Source organism: Pseudoalteromonas sp. S3178 (genome assembly GCF_005886985.1).
Taxonomy (GTDB): Bacteria; Pseudomonadota; Gammaproteobacteria; order Enterobacterales; family Alteromonadaceae; genus Pseudoalteromonas; species Pseudoalteromonas carrageenovora.
The window spans coordinates 1-25,355 of record NZ_PNCW01000026.1 but is presented as its reverse complement, the minus strand read 5'-3'; the positions used below and the strand labels follow the sequence as shown (position 1 = coordinate 25,355).

Here is a 25,355-nt window from a genome sequence, read left to right as displayed (position 1 = left end):
CCTAGAGTCAAAGAGATTGCGAGCAAAGGGGCATATTTTGAGATTTATTCACTTTTGCCGAGCTTAATAGCTCATACCTTGGTCTATCTTCATTAAATAATGTAAGCGCATATGCTTTTAAATCTTTTAGAGTCAGTGCATTTAGTGCCTCTAAGAGTCGTTGCTGCATATGAAACTCATGATCTCTATTACCAATAGCTAACCATAAACGCTGAGAACGAAGACGTAGGTTTTTATCTTTTTCGGCAATATGCGTACTTAACCCGTGCTTTTGTTGTTGCCAGTTTTGCTCGTCAAGCGCATCAATATTTTCAAGGTAATTGTTAATGAAACTATTATGTCGACGCAATAATGTTTTGGCATCAAATTTAGGCGATTGAATGTAAAACGCCATACCAGCTCGAGTGTTAAAAGGGGCATAACCTGCACCTACTAAATAACCGAGCTGCTGTGTGGTTCGTAGTTCATTAAAGTAATCTTGATTAATTAAGTGATTAAGTGCCATCATCTTTACTTTTTCGGTCACGCTATCTGTTTGCGCTTGGTAATAAATAACCATTGCGTGGTCGCTACACGGGAGTTCTAGCTCGTAACGTGTCACTTTTTGAATTTCAAATAGTGGGCGGCGCAAATCTTCAATTATGGTGGCATGCCTTAAGTGATCAGCTACTTTCTTTTGAAAGGCAATGGCGTCATTTTGCTGCCAGTTACCATGTAAGAATGACTCTACGTGCAGTGCTTTAAAAAAGTCTGTTCTAAATTCATTAAATTGCTGAAAACATGTGTTTTTTAAAGCCGATGCAAGTTCACTTGGTCTTGGGTTCCATGGCATTATTTTAGCGCCTAAAATACTGAATAGCTCACTCACCGGTTTATTTTGATTACTGTTACGCCAATGTCTTACTAACTGCTTTTTATATTCAGCAAAACGTTTTGCACAAATTTCTACATTAAATAAAGCATCTATTAATTGATCAACTAGTTCTAGTTGGCTAGATGAAAGCCCAGCTGTATGAAGCGTCAATCCGCCTTGATGCGATGTTAAATGGTAACTAAGGCCGGCTAATTCTGCCGGATAAAACTGCTCACCAACACTATCCATAAATAAATCGGTGAATAGCCGAGTAAGTGCCATGTGTTTTACGTCTTTAACGGCAAAGTCTGAGTCCATGGCTAAATAAAAATGGCCCTTAGCTACGCGAAAGGTGTTGTCTTGTTTAAACCAAAAATCAAAACCAGGTTCTTTAACAAGTAACTCAGGTTTTGTTTGAGGTTTTTCAACATCGTAAAGTATGACTTCTTTTGTTAAATAAGGGTTGGCAGTAGGCAATAGCATTTCGGCCAAAGGCTTATTAATATCGCTCAGCGCGTCAAGCCAGCTTTGCGATACTTGTTCAACTTTGTAAGGAGTATTATACCAAGCCGTTTTGTGCTCTGGCTCTACATCTGGATGTATTAGCACAATACGCATATTATGCGGCGTTAACCATTGCATAGCCATTTCGTGGGTGGCTTTTTTAAAGCCTTCCATTAGGTAATCGCCTTGCACGTAATTGGCTTCGTCATAATGTTGCATGTTAATGCTTAAGTTACTTACCCAATCAATTAAGCGCGATTTTTCTTGGTTATCGAATGCAATTTGTAAAAGGTTTTTTTTGTCTTGGTATAAACGCGGTAGCTTTTCAGTGTTGTTATTAATTAGGCAAATGTATTCAAAGACCATTTCAATAATGTCTTCAAAGTATTCAATTCCTTCATCAGTTAGGGCTAAACTAATATTAAAATCTTTAAAGTTGCTGCCATTAATACCACCACCAGCAGAAAGCGCATTGATCCAGCCTTGCTCTTTTAAAATTGAATAAAGCGAACCCGCACCTTCATAGCCCAATAAGTGGGCAATAAAGCTCACTGTTTTATGGCGATAAAAGTCATCAATATTTGGCATAGCAAAACTAACAATAAGCTTTTGCATATGTTTGTGAGGTTCAATGTGTAATACCTTACCTAAATCTTGTTTACGATAAAGTGGCTCGCTTATTTCGGGCTTTCTAAGCTTTTTATTACCATTGATCGCGGCAAAATAGGTTTGAGTCCAACTCTGTAGCGTGTCTAGTGTTTCATTTGCACATATGACCAATGTCATCCACTGTGCTTGATAATGATTATTAAAAAAGTCACGCAGCTCATCGCTAATACAACGTTCTCGATCTGCTAAGGTTTGTAGGTTACCGACCGAAAATTTAGCAAATGGATGTGCAGGGTTGACTGTTTCTTTATGTGCTTGGTAAATGCGGCGGCCATCATCTTTTATTTTTAGCTTAAACTCGGCCTCAATCGCGTTGCGTTCTTTTTCTGTTTCTGCGGGGTTTAATAAAGGTGCAATAAAAAAACGGCTAAATTGTGCAAGAGCCTCTTCAAATTCTTGGTTGTTAATATCGAAAAAGTAACAGGTGTGCTCTGTGCCGGTCCACGCATTTGTGTTGCCGCCAGCTTGCGAGACAAAATTATTAAAACTGCCTGAATCAGGATATTGGTCTGTGCCTAAAAAAAGCATATGCTCTAAAAAGTGTGCTAAGCCTTGCCTATCAAGGGGATCGTCAAAATGTCCTGCATTTACTGCCATAGATGCAGCCGCTTTTGTTGAATCTTTATCTTGCACTAATAGTACTTTTAGACCATTGTCCAGTGTAATGGCGCGGTATGCTCTGTTATCATTGCGACTGATATTCAAATGATGCTCCTGAAACTAAACGTTTACTTGTTAACAACAGATGATGGCTTCAGGAAAGCGAAATGCAGCTTAAAGAATTACCTGAATCTCATGAAAGAACTATTTAAGAAATAAATAGGTTTATGTTGTTAATATAGCGGACAAATGGGCAAACTGGCTACTGTTTTATATTCTTTAATCGGTTGATTTTTTATGAAAACAATCCTAATAATGCGCCACGGCGAAGCTGCTCCAATGCAGGCTGATGATGCGGCTAGAAATTTAACCCAAATAGGGCATGACGAAGCTGAAAAAATGGGTATTTGGCTCAATAAAAATTTCCACCCAGATGCGCTGTTAGTTAGCCCTTACATTCGCGCACAGCAAACGGCAAATGGCGTAGCTAAAAATAATGCTTTTACATTTAGCGAGACAACGTCTGATGTTATTCCACAAGGGAAGCCGCAAGTTGCCGCAGATTATCTCGAAACCCTTATCGCTACACATCCCGAGTGTAAAACGTGGCTTGTAGTTTCTCATATGCCAATTGTTAGCTATTTAGTTGACCAGTTGAGCCCAGGCAATATGCCAATTTTTAATACAGGTGCAGTTGCTGTAATTAACTACGATGAGCAAACTCAGCGCAGTAGTTATTTAAGTATTAATGCCCCTGCAAACGTCTAAATAATTGAGTGAAGTAAAAATGATTATTGAACGCCTTCAAACAGGTGCGCGTATGAGCCGCATTGTAAAACATAATGGAACTGTGTATTTATGTGGGCAAGTATGCGCTGACGCACAAAAAGATATTAAAGAACAAACTAAAACTATGCTCGATAAAGTAGAGGCGCTGCTTGATGAAGCAGGAAGTTCAAAAGAACATATGCTTAGTGCGACTATTTATGTAAAGAGCATGGAATATTTTGCAGATATGAACGCGGTTTGGGATGCATGGGTACCAGAGGGACATGCACCAGCAAGAGCATGTGTAGAGGCTAAAATGGCACGTGATGCACTACTTGTTGAAATTTCAGTAGTTGCAGCTTTAAAAGAATAATAACCTAAATGACTAAATCTCCTGTAGTACTTATAACCGGAGCAAGCCGTGGGATAGGTGCTGCAACAGCATTATATTTTGCAGAGCAAGGGTATAGTGTTTGTATAAACTATAAAGCTGACGAAGCAAGCGCACGATTAGTGGCAGAAAAAATAAGGATGTTTGGCGTAAAAGCTGACGTATCGTATGAGCCTGATGTGTTGGCTTTATTCTTATTTATAGATGAAACCTTTGGCCGCCTCGATGTATTGGTAAACAATGCAGGTATATTAAAAGGTCAAATGACTTTACTAGAAATGGACGCAGAGCGTATAAACCATATTCTGAGTACAAACATAACAAGCGCATTTTTATGTAGTCGAGAAGCGCTAAAAAGAATGTTAAGTGGTGCTAGTATAGTAAATGTATCATCGGGAGCTGCTAAAACAGGTGCGCCTTACGAGTATATAGATTATGCCGCTTCAAAAGGGGCCATAGACACATTAACAATTGGTTTAGCAAAAGAAGTTGCTACGCGTAACATAAGAGTTAATTGCGTTCGCCCAGGGCTGATTTATACAGATATGCACGCAGATGGCGGTGAGCCCAATAGGGTTGATAATTTAAAGCATAGGCTACCGCTTGGTAGAGGTGGTAAGGTAGAGGAAGTTGCTAAAGCAATCTACTTTTTAGCCTCTAGTGATGCTTCATTCACTACGGGAAGTTTTATTGATGTTTCAGGCGGCTTGTAACGCTACAAGAGTATAGCTAGCCAAAAGGTGAAGCTTAGCATACATAATATAGTAGATAGCACTACGGTTCCTGCAAGTGTCGCTTGGTGCTGCTTTAATTGACTCGCAATAAGGTATGCGTTAACCCCAACGGGTGATGCGCTAAGTAGCACAAGTACATTTCTTATTTGTTCATCTAATTGAAAAATATATGTTGCGGCAAAAAATACACCGGCAGGCAAAATAAGTATTTTTAATATGGAAGATACAAGCGCAGGCAGCCAATTTGAGGCAATTTTATAAAATACTAAATTGGCCCCTAATACAAATAAAGCACATGGAATAGCTGGTTTTGCCAGTAAATCGATACCCTTGGTTAAATTATCAAACAGCGTTATCCCCGATACATTAATAATTAAACCACAGCCAATACTCAGTACAATTGGGTTTAACACCATACTTTTTGCAAAGTTGTACCACGAGAAGTCTTTAGCATTTCCCTTTGCGCCAATTAAAAAGGTGAGTGCAAATAATAATGTGCTGTGAAAAGTGATGATCATAAATGCAATCGCTATCATCTCTTTACCAAGCGATGCTATTACAATGGGAATGCCTACCAATACCATATTTGAATAACTACCCGCTAAACCAAATACGCTATGCTGTTGATAGTTTATGACCTTTTTATTAGGGTATGGCTTATTTAAATAAAAACGATCAATTAAAATACCGAGCCCAAATACGCATAAAACCGGGATATAAAAACTCAAAAATGCCCCAGAACTAATGCTTTGCTGCAGGTTTATTTGCGACATATTGAGTATTAAAAAAGCAGGTAAACTGACATAAAAAGTAAATTTACTTAGTCCTGCTATGTGTTGCTCGGTAAAAAACTTAACTCGGCAACAGCCATAACCCAGTGCAACTATAAAAATTAGCGGGAATATAATTGAAAAAATATGCACTGGTTTATGTCCTTATTTAGCGTCTAAATTCATCGCTTTGCGGTAAATTAATTAAAATAAGCACCGCGCCTTTACCGCCATATTCTAATGGGGCTTGGTGCATTGCAATTACGTCTGGGTGCTGCACTAAATATTGAGGAATTTTATGCTTTAGTATGCCGCCTCCAATACCGTGCACTACACAAGCGCAGTAATAATGGCGCTTTTTACATTCGTGTATTAACCCGGCCAGTTCATCTTTGGCTATTTCTTTATTTAATCCATGTAAATCAAGGGTTAAATCGGGTGCAAAATCACCACGGCGCAACTGTTTAGGTAAAAAGGTATCTTCACCTTCTTTTACGTAATTTACGGTGCCATGGGTATCAATATCGGGAATATACTCATCTGAGAAATAAAATTCAGATTGTGCCTGTTTTTTTTGCTGGGCAAATTGCTTTGCTTGTGACACCTTAGGCTTTGTATCAAAACGATGAGTATCTTGTTTAAATACCTTAGCGCCTGTGATTGTTTGACGAAATAAGTCTATGTCGTCGTTGCTTAGGGAAGATTGTGATGGAGTGTCTTTTTTCATAACTATTACCTAAACAAAAAAACGTAAAAACGCAACGCAAAAGGCGGTACAATATCAAATGAAGTGCAATTGTAATTTGCCCAGCCAATATAGGCAATGCAATCGTCTTAAAGATTAAAACAGTCAGTAAGCTAATACAGGTAAAATATATGAGTGATTTACAAATAGAAGAAGCAACACTTGAAGAAGCTGTTGCAGAACTGTCAACTTTACATGACTGGTTACGTTGGACTACAAGCCAATTTGCAAGTAGTGGTATATTTTTTGGACATGGTACCGATAACGCATGGGATGAAGCCGTAAGCTTGTTACTTCCTGCGCTTAGTTTACCTGTGGATGCGCCAAAAGAATTAATGCACGCGCGTTTAACAAGTACAGAAAAAAACCAACTTGCAGGGCTAATAGCTGAGCGTATTAACGATTGTACCCCAGTACCTTATTTAACAAACATAGCATGGTTTGCTGGTATGCCGTTTTATGTTGATGAACGTGTATTGATTCCTCGCTCACCCTTTGCAGAATTAATTGCTAACAGATTTGCACCATGGCTAGAAGAGCCGCAATCGGTAAATAGAATTTTAGATTTATGTACGGGCTCTGCATGTATTGCTATTGCGCTTGCACAAGCATTTGAAGACGCGCAAGTAGATGCAGTAGATATTTCGTATGAAGCACTAGAGGTAGCTGATATAAATATTAGCGATTACATGTTAAGTGAACGAGTATTACCTATTCAATCCGATGTATTTAGCGGCGTACCAGGTCAAAAATATGACCTGATAGTTGCAAACCCACCGTATGTTGATGCCGAAGATATGGCTGATTTACCGCGTGAATTTCATCATGAGCCAGAGCTTGGTTTAGCATCGGGACACGATGGTCTCGATGTTACTCGCACAATTTTAAGCGAAGCAAGCGAGCATCTAACTGATAACGGTTTGTTATTTGTAGAAGTTGGTAACTCTATGGTACATATGGATGCACTATATCCGGGCGCACCGTTTGAGTGGGTTGAATTTGAACAAGGTGGGTTAGGTGTTTTTGTAATTAGTAAAGCCCAGCTTGACGCGTATTTTGCAAAATAAACTTTAAGGCCGAGCCAATTGTGCTCGGCTACTTTGGTAGTCATTAGGAATGAGGAAAGTTAATGGCAGGTAATAGCATAGGGCAGTTATTTAAAGTGTCCACCTTTGGTGAGAGCCACGGCGTTGCATTAGGCGGCGTAGTTGATGGTACTCCCGCAGGCCTTGAGATCACAGAGGCTGATTTACAAATTGATTTAGATCGTAGAAAACCAGGGCAAAGCCGTTATACAACGCAGCGCCGTGAGAGCGATCAAATAAAAATTTTAGCAGGCGTTTTTGAAGGTAAAACCACAGGCACTAGTATTGGTTTATTGATTGAAAATACCGATCAACGCTCGCAAGATTACGGCAAAATTAAAGACGTATTTCGCCCAGGTCATGGCGATTACACCTATTGGCATAAATACGGCCTGCGCGATTATCGCGGTGGGGGTCGTTCTTCTGCTCGCGAAACAGCAATCCGTGTAGCGGCAGGCGCAATTGCTAAAAAATATTTAAAGCAGTTTCATGGTATTGAAGTAAAAGCATGCTTAAGTCAGCTTGGGCCAATAAAAGCCGAAAGTTACGATTGGGATGAAGTTGAAAACAACTTATTCTTTTTCCCTGATGCAAGCAAACTAGAAGCACTTGACGAGTACATGCGTGACCTAAAAAAACAAGGTGACTCTGTAGGCGCTAAAGTTAAGATAGTGGCGAGCAATGTTCCTGTAGGGTTAGGCGAACCAGTATTTGACCGATTAGATGCTGAAATTGCGCACTCACTAATGAGCATTAACGCCGTTAAAGGCGTTGAAATTGGTGATGGCTTTGATGTAGTAGAGCAAAAAGGCTCAGAGCATCGCGATGAGTTAACCCCAGAAGGTTTTACATCAAACCATGCGGGTGGTGTACTTGCCGGTATTTCTACAGGGCAAGATATTATTGCTTCTATCGCGCTTAAACCAACATCAAGTATTACTATTCCAGGTAAGAGCATTAATACCAGCAACGAAGCGGTTGAGATGATCACCAAAGGTCGTCATGACCCGTGCGTTGGTATTCGTGCAATTCCTATTGCTGAGGCAATGATGGCTATTACATTAATGGATCATTTACTGCGTCAACGCGGGCAAAACCCTCATGTAAACCACAAGCATGGGCCAATTAACGGCTCTGTTTAAGTCATTACTGGGAGCGCGGTTAGGTTTTACGAACCGCGCTCATTTTAATTTAAATAAGATCAATTGCCTGTTTTGCTACCATATAAAGCTTTTTGATCATCAAACCGAGCACCCACCTGATGAACTGTTTGCTTAGTTCTTTGACTTCGTAAGTTTTTTTTCCTACAAATGCAAGCATATGACCAATTAAGCCTTTTAACTCTTCAGTTAATTCTACAAATTTGACTACAGAATCAAATAAACATCGAGCAAGCGTATCATAGAAAGTTAGACCAAGGCCTAAACCTGCTTGGATAGAAATAAAAGCGTATTGTCCTGTTTTCTTTAAAAAAGTTATTAAGCCGTCTGTAATTATTCGTTGCCATCTAAGTGAGAATGTTACGTTATAGCGCATAGCATATTTTAAAACCGTATGATTATAGTGAAGAGTTTTTAGTGAACTTTCCATACTTCCATAATCTTTGTATGCAGCCACGGTATTAGCATAACCTGGTGTATCTTCTTCCATAGAGTGCGCACCAATATTAAAAAAAGACCCTTCATTCATCGCCGTTTGGTATTCACCTGAGGTATGACTAAATGGCCAAGCTGGTACGCAGGGTACAGGATCAGCGCCATGCGTTACACGATACTGGCCAACATTGTGAGCAGCTGAATGTACCGAATGATTCAGCACGACCCTCGGCGCACCAAAAGTATATAAATTAGTGGGAATACCTTGCTCACTTGCCCATATTGCTGTGAGTTGGGCAATCGCACCACCTAAACTATGACCAACAAGGTGCAAACACTTAGGTTTATGCTGCTTGACGTAACTTGCAAACATCGGCTTCATGCTGGTAAAGGCTTTCTCAAAGCCAGAATGGACTTCTAAGTTTTTAGGGCCATGGGTAATAGCTACATTTAGGTTTGTTAACCAGTCGGCGCAGGAGGTAAAAACGGTGCCACGTATACCAATAATATGGTGGCCTTTAAATTGTTGTGATGCACCTTCTGCAGTCAAAGCGAAACCTGTAGTGCGGTTTAGGAGCTGATTGATTAAGCCACCACTAACGCCTTTAATTTGGTTGTTGGTGAGTTTAAAATCTGTGTCAAAACTTCGTCATAATTCTTCTTTAAATGAGGAAGAGGTTCTTATATCATAAACTCTGGCTGCTATAGTGGCAGCTATATTTGGGGGTAATATTGCTTGGACTTTTTCCATGTCAATCTTCCTTTTGTCTTTCAGTTAAATCTGTTAGGTCGTAGTTATTTATCAGGTACTCTTTACCATCTCTTAAAAGCTTATAAGGTAAAAAGTCTTCTTCCCATCGGCAAATGCTTTGTGCTACATAGTTACGGTGTATATTCTTTTGATTTCTAAACTCAAATACAACGTGAGAATTGGTTATTTCACAATTTAAAATTGATAGTTTTTTACTATACTCAGTAACTTCATCAATACCTGATTGAGTGGCAATCCAAAGAGGAATTAAGATGTCATTATTTTCAATAAAGATTTCTTGGGAAATACGGTTTTCAACGATAAGTTTATTCGGAATTGAGGAAAAAATTGTTTTTTTGGGAAAATGAAAGCGCCCATCTGCATCGGTAATTGCAGTGTCACGACGGTCAATCTCATCTAAATACATTAACGATCGTATTATTTCTAAGTTGGCAATTGGTGTGCCATTTTCTGTAACAACACCATTGACTTCAGGGCTTAAAAATACTTCTTTTTTCTTTTTGAACCAGCTAAACATATCTCCTCCTTGGCTAATGGCTGGGAAAATAATAAGGCAAACAAGAATAAATAAGATAATGAATCGAGGGCTATAGCTAGATTTATTCATAAGCAATCCTTGCATATATTTTCTCAATATTAATTGAGCTCAAAAGCTTTGTAAAGGTTAGTGTTTAGAGGCTGTTCTAGTGCAATATTATTAAAAAACAGAATTTGCACATGATTTAATCTCTCGACCTTAATAAACTATCAACTGCGCTCTAAACAGGCAAATACGGTTCCACGAATGCCAATAATATGGTGGTTTTTGAATTGTGATGAAACACCTTCAGCAGTTAAAGCGAAGCCTGTCGTACGGTTCAAAAGCTGATTTATTAGCCCACCACTAACCCCCTGAATTTGATTGTTAGTCACTTTAAAGTTTCTCACAAAGTCATTATGAAACTCTCCGCTGAAGTCATAACTTTTTCTTATATCATAAACTCTATTTGCGACAGAAGCAGCTGTGCTTGGTGATATTGTTTTATTCATAGTTCAACCTTCTTCCCTGTAAAACGTTCTGTTAAATCATTTAAATCGCCATTATGGATTTCGTACTTTTCTTCACCGTTTTCCATAACCCATGTAGGGTTGTAATCTTCATCCCATCTGCAAATGCTTGTTGCAGTTCTATTGAGGTATTTATTGGTGTTATTTTTAAATTCAAATCTGACCAATTGATTAGTTATTTCACACTTTAAAAAATCAAGCTTTTTGGTGAATTCAGGTAACTCTGAAATGCCAGGTTGTGTGGCTCCCCACAAACCAATAACTAAGTTGTTATCTTTACGAATAAAAATCTTCTGGTGGACACGGTCTTCGGAAATTAATTTATTCGGGATAGAAGAAAGTATAGTTTTCTTTGATAAATGAAAGCGTCCGTCATCTCCTGTCATTACAGAATCAAGTCGTTCAACGCCATCAATATATGTTAATGAACGTATTATTTCTAAATCAGCAATCGGTATGCCATTTTCAGTGACGACGCCGTTGACTTCAGGGCTTAAAAATACTTCTTTCTTTTTTCTGAACCAGCTAAACATATCTTCTCCTTGACTAAGGGCCGGAAAAACAATAGCACAAAAAAGAATCAACAGGATGGCGAATCGAGGTAAATAAATAGATTTATTCATAGGCAATCCTTGCATAATTTTCTTAGATTTTAACTAAGAAAAAATGTATGTAAAGTGAACTGTACCTATTTTTATAAGGTGCCTTAATTGCTAATTAAAGTAAGCAATTCTTCCTCTAGCACTTTTCTTTTATATAAGTAGTCTTTATAGATTATTAATCTCCCGAGGGTACTTTATATTTTGGGCAGACGTTTCCGTATTTATTCTGTAGGCGTACTAATATTTTTTATATTAAATTCATCGTTGAAAGTATTCCATTAGTTTTTAATAATTCATTAAGTATTAATATCCTTAGTGTTTATATATTATAACCTCACATAAAAAGTAGCTATTATGAGTAAAAATATTCAAACTAACCTCTCGCATGCTGAATATGAATCAACATTAAAACGTTTGGAAAAATTTAGTCATTATACCGATAGCAGCATTGGCATCCCTTTTACTAAATTTAACATAGGGCTAGAGGCGGTGATTGGCTTAATACCCGTAATAGGGGATGCAGCAGGGCTTATTTTATCAAGCTATGTGCTAATAGAAGTACAGCGCTTAGGTGTGAGTAAACGTATAAAGAGTAAAATGATTATTAATATGCTCATTGATTTTATAGGTGGCTTAGTGCCATTTTTTGGCGATATATTTGATGCATTTTTTAAAGCCAATACCCGTAATACGCGGCTTTTAAAAAAACACTTGAATAGCCAGTTAGCTAACTGATACTAAACCTATTTTTTAGTGATTTAAGTTTTAGCATCAAAAATGAAAAACAAAGTGTTGTTGGTTGTTTAATCACCTAGTAAGGTAAGAGCGTCTATTCACTTTGGTATTTACAATATGCAATTATTTATCGGTAATAAAAACTACTCTAGCTGGTCATTACGCGCATGGTATTTAATGAGTAAATTTGATGTTGAATTTAGTGAAACCCAACTCGTACTCGACACATCTGATTTTTATAACGAACTAAAAAATATATTTGCTGTGCAAAAAGTGCCAGCGCTAATTGATGGCGATTTACAGGTATGGGATTCGCTAGCAATTTGTGAATATATTAATGATGCATACTTATCTGGTGCTGCATGGCCAAAATACATTACCCAAAGAGCTAAAGCACGCGCGTTAAGCGCTGAAATGCATTCAGGCTTTATGGCGCTTCGTAATGAAATGCCAATGAACATACGAGCAACCCGTAAAGTAGAACTATCAAGCGAAGCACTAAAAGACATCGCTCGCATAGACGAGATATTTGCACAGCAACAAGATGTGTTTCCCAATGAATGGTTTTTTGGCGACTTTAGCATTGCAGATGCTATGTATGCGCCTATTGTACTGCGCTTAAAAACCTACCAAATTACGCTATCACCAGAGGCGCAGCAATACTGTGATTTTGTGATGCGCTGCCCCGTATTGCAAACATGGATTACTCAGGCGTTAACCGAGACCGATATAGTCGAGTGCGACGAAGCAGGAAAAGACGTTTAACACCCTCACCACTTTTACTTTAAAGGTAAAAGCCCGTACAATTCGTCTCGTTTTTAGTGCGCTAATGTGGCGCTGCAACCGAGACGAATTAATCAATTTTTATGCATCAAATAGCTGACCTCATTTCAATTTTTGATTCTACTTTTTACCAAAGCCACAACACACGCTTAGTTAAAGGCGATGATGAGCCTATTTATTTACCTGCCAATAATACAATTACATTTAATCAGGTAGTGTTTGCTCATGGCTTTTACGCAAGTGCTTTGCATGAAATAGCCCATTGGCTTATCGCCGGAGCCGAGCGAAGAAAGCATGAAGATTATGGTTATTGGTACTGCCCAGATGGGCGAGATAAACAAAAGCAGGCTGAGTTTGAAAATGTAGAAGTAAAACCACAAGCCATTGAATGGTTACTCAGTAAGGCCGCAGGGTTTGAATTTAACGTATCGGTAGATAATTTAAATGGTGAGCAAACTTGCCGATTTGATTTTCAGGCTAGGGTTCACCAGCACGTTTTAATATTACTAGAGCAGGGTGTTAACGCACGTACACACACACTATTAAAAGCGCTAAGTAATTTTTATAACACGCCGTGGCCATTAACTGCTCAGCAATTTAATTGGCATCACCCACAGGAGTTACAAAATGCAGTTTAAGTTAGGCTTAATTATTAACCCTGTAGCAGGGCTTGGCGGCAGTGTTGCCTTAAAGGGCAGTGATGGTGAAAATACAGCAGCAAAGGCCATTGAGTTAGGCGCACAAGCTAAGGCCAACAGCCGTACTCAAGCTGCGCTTGAAGTGCTATTACCTTATAAAAGCCAACTAACCATTTACACCGTAAACGGCGATATGGGCGAACACGCAGCAAAAGCGCTGGGTTTTAATGTTGAGGTTGTTTATAGCGCAAATACACTAACAACACCTAACGACACTGAAGCCGCTGCCAAAGTTCTTAAAAGCTTAGGCGTAGATTTAGTGCTTTTTGCTGGTGGAGATGGTACTGCACGCAATATTTGCCACGCCATAGAAGATACCATCCCAGTGCTTGGAATTCCCGCAGGCTGTAAAATTCACTCTGGGGTATATGCTATTACACCTAAAGCCGCTGGCCGCGTTGTAGAAATGCTAGTAAAAGGTGAGCTTGTTACTGTAGCTGATGCTGATGTAATGGATATAGACGAAGAAGCCTTTAGACAAGGTACAGTAAAAGCTAAGCGTTACGGCGAAATGCAAATACCAAGCGAAGTACGTTATGTACAAGCTGTTAAAAATGGCGGTAAAGAAACCGATGAATTAGTGCTCGCAGATATAGCCGCCCACGTAGTGAGCGAAATGGACGAAGACACTTTTTATATCATGGGGAGCGGCTCAACCGTTGAAGCCATTATGCAAGAAATGGGGCTTGAGAACACATTATTAGGTGTAGATTTAATTAAAGATCAAACCCTTATAGCGCAAGATTTAACGGCTAACCAGCTACTTGAATACACTCGCGATCACTCAACTCAACTCGTTATTACGCTCATCGGCGGGCAAGGGCATATTTTTGGACGAGGTAATCAGCAATTAAGCCCTGAGCTTATCCGCGCTATTGGTAAAGACAATATTATCGTAGTGGCAACTAAAACCAAATTACAAGCGCTGAATGGCCGCCCACTTATTTGTGATACAGGCGACAGCACTTTAGACGACGAATTAACAGGTTACATTAAAGTAACCACCGGCTATAACGACCATATTATGTATGCTGTCGGTTATGATAACCAGGAGAAGTAACACAATGAGTTTAGTGAATTATATTGATGCAGCCCAGCAATACTTTGATGATTTAGTAATAAAAGCAACCGATGACGAGCTGTTTGCTGGCGGTTATTTACGAGGTCATTTTGACCTTGCTGTAGGTTATGCAGAAGTAGAAGAGTTAACAATTTCTATTGATGAGCTAAACGAAACCGTAGAGCAAAGCTTAGTTAAAGCTTATCGCAATGGCGAACTAAACGAAGAAGATAAAACACTGGTTGTGCGCCTATGGGAAGAAGTTAAAGCACTTGCTTAACTAACCCACCAAATACATAAAAAGCGGCTTAATATATTAAGCCGTTTTTTTATGCTTATTTTGTACCTAAAATAGATTTATTAGTTAATTTACTGTTGCATATTAATAGTATATTGTTATTGAAATCTATTTAGGGAGCTTTTAATGAATAACAATAATCAAGCTGCAGTACCTTCGGGGCCTATTGCTCGCTTTTTAAATTTTGTGGAGCGTATTGGTAATAAACTCCCCGATCCTGCCATTATCTTTTTATTTGCGATGCTACTTATTTGGGTGTGTTCGTGGTGGTTATCGGGAGTTAGTTTTGAAGCCATTGATCCACGTACAGGCCAAGCCATTGTTGTAAATAACTTATTAGAGGGCGATTCACTCGCTTCGTTTTTATCCTCTATGGTAAAAACATTTACAGGCTTTGCCCCATTAGGCGTGGTACTGGTTGCTATGTTAGGTGTTGGTGTAGCTGAGCACTCGGGCTATATTAATACAGGCCTTAAGCTTATGCTAAAGGTAACGCCTAAACAGTTACTAACACCGTCAGTAATTTTAGTCGCTATTGTAAGCCATACAGCAACCGATGCAGGCTATGTTTTAGTGATCCCTTTAGCGGGAGTTATATTTTTTGCCGCTGGACGACACCCATTAGCGGGTATTGCAGCGGCATTTGCCGGCGTAAGCGGCGGATTTGGTGCTAACTTTATTCCATCAGGAATAGACCCATTACTGCAAAGCTTTACGCAAAGCGCGGCGCAAATTATTAACCCCGATATGTCGATTAACCCACTAAATAATTGGGCATTTACCTCTGCATCGAGTTTATTTATTGTGTTACTAGGATGGTATATTACTGACAAAATAATTGAGCCACGATTAAAAAACACACCGCTTAATGAAGATACTCAAAACTTACCCGCGTTTGATGAAGCTAAAAGCGATGAAAAGCGCGCCTTTTTTATAGCCAGTAGCGTAATGATTGCAGGGCTTGTATTACTTGCATTTGTATCTGCCCCAGTCGATTCAGCAATGCGCAGCGCCGATGGCTCACTAACTAATTTTAGATCGCCCCTTATGCAATCTATTGTGCCGTTAATCTTTTTATTATTTTGGATACCTGGTGCCGTGTATGGTTTTACCGTCGGTACCTTTAAAACGTCTAAAGATATGATAGACGCCATGAGCACCGCGATGAGTGGTATGGCTTATTACATTGTTATGGCGTTCTTTTGTGCGCTGTTTATTGCTGCGTTTTCTAAGTCTAACTTAGGGGCGTTAATGGCCATTGAAGGGGCACAGCTTTTAAAAGCAATGGAGCTGCCTAGCGCTGTAACTGTTGTGGGTATTATATTTTTAACCGGCTTTGTAAATTTATTTGTTGGCTCAAGCTCAGCAAAATGGGCGTTACTCGGGCCTATTTTTGTGCCAATGTTAATGCAACTAGGTATATCACCCGATTTAACCCAAGCTGCTTACAGAATAGGAGATTCTAGCTCAAACATAATTACGCCACTCATGCCGTACTTCCCATTGGTTGTGGTGTACTGTCAAAAATATGTAAAAAACACCGGTATAGGCACGCTTATCGCGCTTATGATCCCCTACTCAATCGCGTTTATGATTGGCTGGAGTATATTCTTGCTAGGGTATTGGGCATTGGGTATTCCACTTGGTTTAGATGCAAGCTACGTTTATCCGGCGTTACCTTAACATAAACCTTAATTTATGAACCTCACTCACTTGAGTGAGGTTTTTATATAAAAATACTACAATGTAAAAGGAAGTTTTAATTACCTTTCTAAATCTCTCACTATATAGCCAAACAAACTGGCCTCACCAACAATATACACATAATCGTTTTTGTTGTTCATTATTGTAGACTTATCGTCGTACCATCTAAAATCGTGAGTTTCATTCGTTTTAGGATCTTTAAAGTATAAACGAGTACAACCATCTTCATAGTCAGTGCCACACTCTTGTACATCGGTCAGGATGTATTCTTTATACCAATAGTCGCCTTGCGTGTAGTAAGCCCATAATTTAATAGGAGCAGAGAATAAAAAATAGAGGCTTGCATAGATTAACAAAGGGGATAATGGGTACGCGAAGATTAGAGATAACTTTGTTTTTGTATCTGAAACACTATATTTAATATGCTCTCTGTATTTACTGCAGCGTCTATATTTATTGAATATAAGTATATTTAAGTAGATAAATACTGCACCAGACATAACAGGAAAGACTATAAAGCAAACAACGTCATATAGTTCATTTGAGATGAATGGTGGGTCTGTAAAGTCCCTTAAAATAGGTATAGTGAAGCATAATAAAATGGGGAGTACTATTGCTACAAAGAGCAAGTTGTCGTAAATCTTTTTCAATTTTAATTCGTCCGTGAATTATAGCATTTGCTTAGCTTACAGGATTTTTGTTATTACTGAAGCAGTGGCTTTAAAACAAAAAAACCTTGGCATTTTCATGACAAGGTTTTTTACAACATAAGCTATAAAGCTTAGTTAGATGTGAAGCTCACTGGGCGACGTTCTTTACGAGGACCGCCACGCTTATCACCGCGTTGGTTGTCTTTGTTAAAGCTACGCTTTTTATCACCACTTGGGCGTTCAGAACGCTCGCCACGTGGCTCAGCAGGGCCTTGATCTTGTGTAATTGTCATACCCATTGGGCGTTTACAAATAAACACTTTTTGGAAGTGATCAAGTACATCTTTAGGCATGTTTTGCGGTAATTGTACCGTACTGTGACTGTCGTGAAGACGAATGTCACCAATAAACTTGCTCGAGATGTCAGCTTCGTTAGCAATAGCGCCAACAATATTTTTAACCTGTACGCCATGCTCACGACCCACTTCGATACGGTAAGTATCCATAGGTCCAGCATCACGGCTGTTGCGTTCACGAGGTTTACGTTCTGCACGCTCACCGCCACGTTCGGCACCGCGCTCGTTACGACGTCCGCGATCACCACGGTCATTGCGTGAGTTGCGGTCATTACGTTCGTTACGTTCACGAGGTTGAATTTTAACTTCTTCAACTTTAATAGGAGATTGTTGCTGTGCTAAACACAATAACGCACCCGCTAAGTCTTCAGGAGCAAGTTCAAGCTTTTTCGCCATATTAGCAGCTACTTCATTGAAGAACGTAATATCTTTGTTTTCAAGTGCAAGCGTAAGCTTTTCTTGTAACGCATTGATACGTTTTTCTTCTACGATTTTAGCTGTAGGTAGTTCAACCTGTGCAATTTCAGACTTAGTATGACGAATGATATTTTTAAGTAAATAACGCTCGTTATGTTTTACGAATAAAATAGCTTTACCAGTACGACCAGCACGACCGGTACGGCCAATACGGTGAACGTAGGCTTCAGAATCTTGTGGAATATCGTAGTTGATAACTAGGCTCAAGCGGTCTACATCAAGACCACGTGCTGCTACGTCTGTTGCGATAACAACGTTTAGCATGCCATTTTTTAAGCGATCTACAGTGCGCTCACGTGCTTGCTGGTTCATATCACCGTTAAGTGGAGCAGCAGAGAAACCTTCGCGCTCTAATAATTCAGCAAGTTGAACTGTATCGTTACGAGTACGTACGAAAACAATAGCACCTTCATATTGCTCAGCTTCTAAGAAACGAACAATCGCTTTGTTTTTGTGTACGTGTGCGTTCCAAAACACTTGCTCAACAGATGATACTGTAGAGTTACGCGCAGAAATATGAACCTGTTCAGGGTTATTCATATATTTGCTGCTGATGTTTTGAATTTGCTTAGGCATAGTCGCAGAGAAAAGACATGTTTGCTTTTCACGCGGCGTTTTTTCCATGATGTTTTCAACATCATCGATAAAGCCCATACGTAACATTTCATCGGCTTCATCAAGTACAAGTGCTTGTAAAGCATCAAACTTGATAGTGCCACGGTTAATGTGATCAATTAAGCGGCCAGGAGTCGCAACAATAATTTGTGCGCCACGACGAAGTGCGCTTAATTGAATGCTGTAGCTTTGGCCACCATAAAGTGCCAATACTTCTACACCACGAGTGTGTTTTGCATATTGTTCAAATGCCTCAGCAACTTGGATCGCAAGCTCACGTGTTGGTGTGAGTACAAGGATCTGTGGCTGTTTCACAGACGGGTCAATATTGTTTAGTAATGGCAGTGCAAATGCTGCTGTTTTACCTGTACCCGTTTGTGCTAGTCCCAGTACGTCCTTTCTTTCTAGCAATAACGGTATACATTGAGCTTGGATTTCAGATGGTGTCTTGTAACCCAACTCTTCAACTGCCTTCAAAATTGCAGGAGAAAGATTTAGAGATTCAAACGTGACTGGTTCTGACATTAATACGCCTCAACGAATTTAAAGAGGCGCGCATTATATAGGATTCACGAGGCAAATGCTTGTATAAATTACAACTAATTTGTATGTGATTGATGTTGGTCGAAATTTAACCAGTTTAATTTTTTGATTTATTAAACTGGTTAACAGATTGGCTACAAACCTTATTTATAAAGACCTAGGTTTTCTTTAGCGTATGCTTCAAATTCTGTAAATCCACCGATGTGAGTTTGGTCTACAAAAATCTGTGGAACAGTTGGGCAAGGTTTGCCTGCTGATTTTTCAAGGTCAGCTTTGCTGATACCTTCTTTGATGATATCGATATAACGAAATTTAAAATCGTCACGTTCATTTGATAGTTGCTCGGCAACATCTTTAGCTCGTACACAAAATGGGCAGCCTTCACGGCCAAAAATTACTGTAAGCATAGTTATCTCCTCAATTTAATTAATATCATATTAAGCGATTAAAAAATTATTTAAAGATAAAAAAAGCGATTACACCATTCTAATAAATTTATAAATCAGAGAATGCTTCGCAATATGATTTGCAAAATGCAAATAAATAGATGTTGCTTAAAATCCTAATACTTAAGTCTATGAAAATTAGCATTTTTACAAAAGCATATTTATGGCACATAACTTGATGATTAATATTCATACACTGGGTTAATTAGAGCACTTTATGAATAATAACAGTCACGTTTTAGAGATTATCCAAGCGGTAATAGGCAAATACTGTGAAACCCGCAATCGCGATTTTTCGGTGACTTTAATCAATAAGTTACAATGCAATTATGTATGCTTGCAAGTTTCTCCTGAGCAAATAATAGCGCAATGTGAAGAGTTTTTAACACCAGGTTTAGCGTCGGTAAAAAATAGTTTTTTACTTACAGTAGAGGCTAATATCCAAGGTGTTAGTTTTCATTATTGGGTTGATGATTCTGAGCAGGTAAAGTCATTAGATGTGAATGGCCTTTTAGCGACTAAAGAGTCAGTAAATTTAGCTCTTGATATTAACCAAAATGTAGATGTTTTAACTGATTGCGAATCGTTATTTAAAAGCTGTCTAAAGATGTCTGCACACACCCATGATCGGTTCGGTTTAAATTTTAAATTATTTAACAGTACAATCAGAGAGTCGGTACAACTTGAAGATTTAAGGCATTTAAGCGCAGATACTTTAAAAAATAAGTTAGATAATGACGGCCTAAACACCCACATAAAACTTTGCTCTATCAACGATATCAACCAATTAAGCCAAGCTCATAAATTTTCGAAAAGAGTTTTGGGCTGGCCTTTTTTTGATACTGATTTAATCGCTATTTTAGCAACATTACATACTCAAACTCGTTTATCAATTTTAGTTGCCGACGACAGCCTACCAAGTCAGGTAGCAACTAAAGTAATGCTTGAAATGCTGGGTTGCGCAGTAACGTGTGCTGAAAATGGTGCGAGTGCTTTGTCACTAGCTCAAAGCGAAACATTTGATTTGCTGCTTTTAGATGAACGTATGCCTGGTATGTTTGGCAGTGACGTAGCGCAGCAGTTAACTAGTCAAAATACACCTAATAATAATACACCTAAAGTTATTTTAACGGGGATCACTGGTGATGAGCAAATAGCTGAGTTATTTAAAAAAGGAATAACCCACTACTTACAAAAACCAGTAACAAAAGCGGTACTTGAGAAATTTATTAAACCTTGGCAGCTTGCGTCTTAAATAGCTCCATAAGGAGATGACTATGTATGATTTATCTAAAACTGCGCTTATTTTAATTGGTTTTCAAAACGATTACTTTTCACCTCAAGGTGTTTTATATGATGTGGTTGAAGAGTCATCAAGAGTTACTGGCGTGGTAAAAAATACGCTTTCGTTACTTACTCATTGCGCAGAAAAGTTCGCGTTAGTAATTAATACCCCAATTCATTTCACGCAAAATTATAGTGAGCTTAAAAATCCTATTGGCATACTAAAATCAATTGCTGATGCTGGGGCATTTAAATCAGGGTCGTATGGTGCTCAAACTATTGAGCAGTTAAATCAATTTAAGCATGTTATTGATGAGATCCCAGGCAAGCGTGGACTCAACGCTTTTACTCATACGCATTTAGCTCAAACACTTAAAAATAACAATGTGAGTGAGATTGTATTAGCAGGAACCGTTACCTCTATTTGTATAGACTCTACCGCACGTTCTGCAGTTGATTTAGGCTTTGACGTTACTATTTTGAGTGATTGTACATCGAGTAGAACTCCTTTTGAGCAAACATTTTACTGTGAAGAGGTATTTCCTCTATATGCGCGTGTAATTAACAGTAATGTTTTTACAAAATAATGGAGGAAGTATGGATAAAAACGACGAACTCCAGGTACAAATTCAGTACGCATTAGTAGAGAAGCTTTCTAATAGTAATCGCCGACAAGCAAAACTATTGGCAATATTAGATGAGTGTATCTTTGAGTGTGATAAACATCTAAACCTTACTTATATAAACGAAGCATGGCAAAACAAACTTGGTTATTCGAGTAATGAATTAGTTGGCTCAAATATTACTAAGCTAATGAACTGCGATGATATTATGCATTTTGTTGCTTATAGTTGCAGCCTACTTGAAGGGAAGTTGCCACCAAGTACAGAAATACAACTTAAAAATAAAGCCGGTTTAACAAATTGGTTCGAACTTAGATTAGTTTATGATGAAACAAGCGGATTTATTGGTTCGTTATATGATATTCAGCGCCACAAAGACTTTCAACTTTTACTTACCCAGCAACAAAAATACGTAAAGCGTTTATCCCTCGTAGCAAGCCATACTAATAATTTAGTTATAATTACTGACAAGTTCGGCCTAATTGAATGGGTTAATAACAGTTTTGAAACGCTTACAGGTTACACTTGTGATGAAGTTATCGGAATTTCTCCAGGTAAACTATTACAGGGCCCAAAAACCTGTAAGGAAACCTGTAAAGTAATGTCTAATGCGATAAAAAATGGATTACCGTTTCAGGTTGAAACAGTTAATTACGATAAAAACGGGAATCTATACTGGGTTGCTATTGATGCGAACCCCGTTCGGGATGATGCGGGCGAAGTGAAGCATTTTATTGCTATTGAAACCAATATCACGCAACGCGTAAAAGCTGAGCAAGCTATGGCAGAGACAGAATATAACTACCATTCTGTTGTTGATAATATACCTGATATTGTTTTGCGACTTGATACAAATGGGAAATTACTATTTATAAATCAAGCGTGGCAAAGAGTTTTAAACTCTCAAGTAGAACAGAGCATTGGCTTAGCGCTTATTAAGTTTATTGCTAAAGATGATATTGAAAAAGTAACCAGCACTTTACTTAACTACAAAACGGGCAAGCGTGATATTAGTCGCTTTGATGTTCGGTTAATTAATGCCCAAGGCTCTGATAATTGGGTAGAGATAACACTTACACCTATATTCAATGATTATGACAATAGCTTGTCTTCTATAGCTGCAACCCTTGTTGATATTCAAGAGCGAATTGAAAGTGAGAAGATTCTGCTTGAGGCTAAGCATCAAGCTGAAATACTCGCGGAATCTAAGAGCCGCTTTATGGCTAATATTAGTCATGAAATACGTACACCATTGAATGCAGTTATTGGTTCAGCTGATATCTTGCATCATACAGGCCTAACAACTGAGCAAATGCGTTACACGCAAATGATTAAGACAAGCTCTGACGCTCTACTGAGCGTGCTTGATGATGTATTGACTTATTCACGATTTGAAGCACAAGCAATTTCTTTAGATAACCGACCTTTTAGTGTTGATACATGCATAGAAGAAGCGATTGATATTGTTACCGAGAGCGCCTTACAAAAAGGGCTTGAAGTCATTTTTGATTTTTACCCAGATGTACCTACACAAGTACTTGGTGACCATGCTCGTATAAGGCAAATAGCGATTAATTTATTAGCTAATGCGATTAAGTTTACAGAGCAGGGGGTAATTACGGTTACGGTTAAATGTATAAAAATAGCAGGCGAAGATCTAACTCTTCAGCTATCGGTTAAAGATACAGGGATAGGTATAGCTAAAAGTAAGATAGAAAGTATGTTTATGCCATTTATTCAATCCGATAACTCAATTACAAGGCAACATGGAGGGAGTGGTTTAGGGCTCGCTATTTGTAAACAAATTTGTGATGTGGTCAAAGGTGATATATCTGTTAGCTCTGAGCTGACAAAAGGTAGTGAGTTTGTGGTTAACTACCCATTAAAAATTGATACAACCGATTCTATTTTAAGGGAAGGGTTTGCAGCTAGAAGCAAAAAACCAAAAGTGTGGATTATTGGAAGTAATAAAATATTAAAAACAGCTCTAGAACATACACTTACTCGATACTCAATATCTTTTGATTGTTATGAGTTATGTCCTAGTACGCCTACATTTGACAACCCACCTGACGCAATAGTATTAACAGAACCACAACTTTTAACTCAAACACGCCAATGCATAGATACTTACAAGTTTCTTAATACTCCATGCTTATTAAATATTGATTTGAAAGGTAAAAGCTTATTACCAAAAAACTCAAGTGAGAGTGAGCTAACAATAAACGGGCCATTCAAAGTATCACACTTGCCACGAGCTATGAGTTTACTCGAAGAGCAGCTATTTCACTTAGATATAATATATACAAATCGCGACGAGAAGGAAGTTGTCACATTTAGTGATAAGCCGGCCTATCTTAACGGTCTCAATGTACTTGTAGCTGAGGATAATAAAAATAATCAGGTTGTAATTAGGCAGTTTTTAGAGCAAAAAGGTTGCCAAGTAAACATTGCAAATGATGGTCAAGAAGCAATCACGATGGCTAAGAGTAAAAAAATAGATCTTATTTTTATGGATATACAAATGCCTATTTTAGACGGTATTTCTGCAACGAAGGCCATTAGAGAACTCGGTATTTTAACACCCATCATAGCGCTTACTGCAAATGCGATTCACGGAGATAAGGAGCGCTTTATTGATGCGGGTATGAATGACTATTTAGCTAAGCCAATAGTAAGTAATACTCTTTATTCTTTACTCGAAAAATACACTCCTCACCAAGTAACTGAATCTAAAAATTTAAAGCTTATTCGATTAGCTGAAGTATGGGAAAAGCTATCTTAAAATCAAAATTATAGTTAAAGAACCATGAGAATATTTGATTAAAAATCAAATTAATCTAATCTTTTAGAAGTAAGTTATATTTTATTTATAATGTTTTAAGGTTGTTTTTAGCGTGTTTTTTTCATATTGAATCGCATATTGCAACTCAGTATGAAAATTTAATTCGGCAAGAATTGGTAATACTATCTAACTAAATATCTCGTTCGTTTTAATTATTTGATCTTATTATGTATTTTATTTTTTGATCTAGACTTAGTTAGTTGGCACGGCTTTCGCAATATACTTATTAGATTAAACGAATATAGTTTAAATGTTTTACATTTTAAGAGGTGCACAATGCAAACAAATACAAAAGCTAAACCACAAACAAAGAGTATTAGCTGGGTTTTAACCCCGGAAATTATGGCTTTATCTATTTTGCTTGTAGCTGCCTTAGTTATTACTATTACGGTATTCAGAGATACAAGCTCTCTTGAACCTTTAGCTGATATTAAGCCAATGTCATTCACACAAACTGATTTAGAAAACGTCCAATTAATGAATGACACTTTTGACTCTAAAAATCCAAATTACGCACAGCATTTAGATACATCAAAAAGTGAAGAAATCACAACATTTTCAAACTAGAGACTTTTGTGCAGGTAACCATGTTGCCTGCGTTTTTTACGCTCATCAAACTTCCTTAATTTTCAACTAGTAATATTTAGCAATGCTTCTTCCTCTATTAATAATACTTAATGTTTATTCCTAAATCATTTTTACGTGCTGCTTAATAAGCCGTTGTTTAAAGCACATACTTTTTAGATAGCTAAAAATTAAAGTAATACCAACCTGCATAAATATTTGATCATTTAACGAATTAGATTGCACTATAACGTCGTTAAAAATGCTTTATTTAGAACATAGATACAAAAATTTTGTTTAGGGCGTGTTGATCTTTGATGGTTGAATTTGCAGCAGTATGTTTGGTTTTTAGGCAAGGCAGAGCCTATGAAGTGTGGTTACTCCCCATAAATAGGCGATAACGCAGCATAAATGCCAAACATGCGCTGCCCTTCGGGTTCTGCCTAGGGGCGATAAACTCTTTGTTACTCGGTTTTTACTTAGCCAACTAGGTTACAAACCTCGCTCCGCGATTTACTAGCCCCTAGAGTGAACAAATT

At 38.2% G+C, this 25,355-nt stretch carries 25 protein-coding genes; 15 read left to right on the top strand and 10 right to left on the bottom strand.

Going from position 1 to position 25,355, the window contains the following annotated elements:
* Positions 1 to 7 precede the first annotated feature (7 nt).
* The gene (locus CWC11_RS07950) at positions 8 to 2,731 is read right to left on the bottom strand and encodes an insulinase family protein (protein ID WP_138682255.1); all 2,724 of its coding nucleotides are present in this window, start codon (positions 2,729 to 2,731) and stop codon (positions 8 to 10) included.
* 192 nt (positions 2,732 to 2,923) lie between these two features.
* Here CWC11_RS07950 and sixA point away from each other — a divergent pair, with 192 nt between their 5' ends.
* The 3 genes from sixA to CWC11_RS07935 are packed head-to-tail and all read left to right on the top strand — an operon-like array spanning position 2,924 to position 4,498.
* Positions 2,924 to 3,394, top strand: a complete 471-nt coding sequence (gene sixA / locus CWC11_RS07945; RefSeq protein ID WP_138682254.1) for a phosphohistidine phosphatase SixA — start codon at positions 2,924 to 2,926, stop codon at positions 3,392 to 3,394.
* A 19-nt stretch (positions 3,395 to 3,413) separates the two neighbouring features.
* On the top strand, positions 3,414 to 3,767 hold the full coding sequence (locus CWC11_RS07940; RefSeq protein ID WP_138682253.1) for a RidA family protein: 354 nt from the start codon (positions 3,414 to 3,416) through the stop codon (positions 3,765 to 3,767).
* An 8-nt stretch (positions 3,768 to 3,775) separates the two neighbouring features.
* The gene (locus tag CWC11_RS07935; protein ID WP_138682252.1) at positions 3,776 to 4,498 is read left to right on the top strand and encodes an SDR family oxidoreductase; all 723 of its coding nucleotides are present in this window, start codon (positions 3,776 to 3,778) and stop codon (positions 4,496 to 4,498) included.
* A 2-nt stretch (positions 4,499 to 4,500) separates the two neighbouring features.
* Here the strand turns inward: CWC11_RS07935 and CWC11_RS07930 are convergent, their stop codons facing one another.
* Complete coding sequence (locus CWC11_RS07930) at positions 4,501 to 5,442, bottom strand: AEC family transporter (protein ID WP_138682251.1); 942 nt, start codon at positions 5,440 to 5,442, stop codon at positions 4,501 to 4,503.
* A gap of 16 nt (positions 5,443 to 5,458) precedes the next feature.
* Positions 5,459 to 6,016, bottom strand: a complete 558-nt coding sequence (gene smrB / locus CWC11_RS07925; protein ID WP_058547383.1) for an endonuclease SmrB — start codon at positions 6,014 to 6,016, stop codon at positions 5,459 to 5,461.
* Between the two features lie 149 nt (positions 6,017 to 6,165).
* Between smrB and prmB the strand changes: the two genes are divergently transcribed.
* Positions 6,166 to 7,101 (top strand): 50S ribosomal protein L3 N(5)-glutamine methyltransferase, encoded by a 936-nt coding sequence (prmB, locus tag CWC11_RS07920; protein WP_058547384.1) that lies wholly within the window; start codon positions 6,166 to 6,168, stop codon positions 7,099 to 7,101.
* A 62-nt stretch (positions 7,102 to 7,163) separates the two neighbouring features.
* The gene (aroC, locus tag CWC11_RS07915) at positions 7,164 to 8,261 is read left to right on the top strand and encodes a chorismate synthase (RefSeq protein WP_138682250.1); all 1,098 of its coding nucleotides are present in this window, start codon (positions 7,164 to 7,166) and stop codon (positions 8,259 to 8,261) included.
* 49 nt (positions 8,262 to 8,310) lie between these two features.
* Here the strand turns inward: aroC and CWC11_RS07910 are convergent, their stop codons facing one another.
* The 4 genes from CWC11_RS07910 to CWC11_RS07895 form a co-directional block, all read right to left on the bottom strand.
* Complete coding sequence (locus CWC11_RS07910) at positions 8,311 to 9,264, bottom strand: lipase family protein (protein WP_249330694.1); 954 nt, start codon at positions 9,262 to 9,264, stop codon at positions 8,311 to 8,313.
* Positions 9,265 to 9,466: 202 nt separating this feature from the next.
* Positions 9,467 to 10,093, bottom strand: coding sequence for a DUF6795 domain-containing protein (locus tag CWC11_RS07905; protein WP_138682249.1), 627 nt, complete (start codon positions 10,091 to 10,093; stop codon positions 9,467 to 9,469).
* 140 nt (positions 10,094 to 10,233) lie between these two features.
* Entirely contained in the window at positions 10,234 to 10,515 is a 282-nt protein-coding gene (locus tag CWC11_RS07900) for a hypothetical protein (RefSeq protein ID WP_249330692.1), read from the bottom strand.
* Complete coding sequence (locus CWC11_RS07895; protein WP_138682248.1) at positions 10,512 to 11,156, bottom strand: DUF6795 domain-containing protein; 645 nt, start codon at positions 11,154 to 11,156, stop codon at positions 10,512 to 10,514. Before CWC11_RS07895 ends, CWC11_RS07900 begins: the two co-directional genes overlap by 4 nt.
* A 333-nt stretch (positions 11,157 to 11,489) precedes the next feature.
* Between CWC11_RS07895 and CWC11_RS07890 the strand changes: the two genes are divergently transcribed.
* From CWC11_RS07890 to CWC11_RS07865, 6 genes are all read left to right on the top strand, one after another.
* Complete coding sequence (locus CWC11_RS07890; RefSeq protein ID WP_138682247.1) at positions 11,490 to 11,870, top strand: DUF4112 domain-containing protein; 381 nt, start codon at positions 11,490 to 11,492, stop codon at positions 11,868 to 11,870.
* A 117-nt stretch (positions 11,871 to 11,987) separates the two neighbouring features.
* The gene (locus CWC11_RS07885; RefSeq protein WP_138682246.1) at positions 11,988 to 12,635 is read left to right on the top strand and encodes a glutathione S-transferase family protein; all 648 of its coding nucleotides are present in this window, start codon (positions 11,988 to 11,990) and stop codon (positions 12,633 to 12,635) included.
* 101 nt (positions 12,636 to 12,736) lie between these two features.
* A complete protein-coding gene (locus CWC11_RS07880) occupies positions 12,737 to 13,291 on the top strand; it encodes an elongation factor P hydroxylase (RefSeq protein ID WP_138682245.1) in 555 nt (184 codons plus the stop codon).
* Positions 13,281 to 14,411: an ATP-NAD kinase family protein gene (locus CWC11_RS07875; protein WP_138682244.1), complete on the top strand. Its 1,131-nt coding sequence runs from the start codon at positions 13,281 to 13,283 to the stop codon at positions 14,409 to 14,411. The genes CWC11_RS07880 and CWC11_RS07875 overlap by 11 nt, the downstream gene beginning before the upstream one ends.
* Positions 14,412 to 14,415: 4 nt before the next feature.
* Entirely contained in the window at positions 14,416 to 14,691 is a 276-nt protein-coding gene (locus tag CWC11_RS07870; RefSeq protein WP_138682243.1) for a YfcL family protein, read from the top strand.
* A 144-nt stretch (positions 14,692 to 14,835) separates the two neighbouring features.
* A complete protein-coding gene (locus CWC11_RS07865; RefSeq protein ID WP_138682242.1) occupies positions 14,836 to 16,392 on the top strand; it encodes an AbgT family transporter in 1,557 nt (518 codons plus the stop codon).
* Positions 16,393 to 16,472: 80 nt separating this feature from the next.
* On the opposite strand, the gene CWC11_RS07860 is transcribed toward CWC11_RS07865, so the two are convergent.
* The 3 genes from CWC11_RS07860 to CWC11_RS07850 all read right to left on the bottom strand — a co-directional run bounded on the left by CWC11_RS07860 (position 16,473) and on the right by CWC11_RS07850 (position 19,461).
* The gene (locus CWC11_RS07860) at positions 16,473 to 16,913 is read right to left on the bottom strand and encodes a hypothetical protein (RefSeq protein ID WP_249330690.1); all 441 of its coding nucleotides are present in this window, start codon (positions 16,911 to 16,913) and stop codon (positions 16,473 to 16,475) included.
* Positions 16,914 to 17,194: 281 nt separating this feature from the next.
* Positions 17,195 to 19,036, bottom strand: coding sequence for a DEAD/DEAH box helicase (locus tag CWC11_RS07855; protein ID WP_138682240.1), 1,842 nt, complete (start codon positions 19,034 to 19,036; stop codon positions 17,195 to 17,197).
* A gap of 161 nt (positions 19,037 to 19,197) precedes the next feature.
* Entirely contained in the window at positions 19,198 to 19,461 is a 264-nt protein-coding gene (locus CWC11_RS07850) for a GrxA family glutaredoxin (RefSeq protein ID WP_004587283.1), read from the bottom strand.
* A 256-nt stretch (positions 19,462 to 19,717) separates the two neighbouring features.
* Between CWC11_RS07850 and CWC11_RS07845 the strand changes: the two genes are divergently transcribed.
* The 4 genes from CWC11_RS07845 to CWC11_RS07830 all read left to right on the top strand — a co-directional run bounded on the left by CWC11_RS07845 (position 19,718) and on the right by CWC11_RS07830 (position 24,819).
* Positions 19,718 to 20,755, top strand: coding sequence for a response regulator (locus tag CWC11_RS07845; protein WP_138682239.1), 1,038 nt, complete (start codon positions 19,718 to 19,720; stop codon positions 20,753 to 20,755).
* Positions 20,756 to 20,777: 22 nt separating this feature from the next.
* Positions 20,778 to 21,371 carry a cysteine hydrolase family protein gene (locus CWC11_RS07840; RefSeq protein WP_138682238.1) on the top strand — a complete coding sequence of 198 codons (594 nt, stop codon included), beginning with the start codon at positions 20,778 to 20,780 and terminating at the stop codon, positions 21,369 to 21,371.
* A 10-nt stretch (positions 21,372 to 21,381) separates the two neighbouring features.
* Positions 21,382 to 24,192 carry a PAS domain S-box protein gene (locus CWC11_RS07835; protein WP_138682237.1) on the top strand — a complete coding sequence of 937 codons (2,811 nt, stop codon included), beginning with the start codon at positions 21,382 to 21,384 and terminating at the stop codon, positions 24,190 to 24,192.
* 336 nt (positions 24,193 to 24,528) lie between these two features.
* Positions 24,529 to 24,819: a hypothetical protein gene (locus tag CWC11_RS07830; RefSeq protein WP_138682236.1), complete on the top strand. Its 291-nt coding sequence runs from the start codon at positions 24,529 to 24,531 to the stop codon at positions 24,817 to 24,819.
* The last annotated feature ends 536 nt before the right edge of the window (positions 24,820 to 25,355 follow it).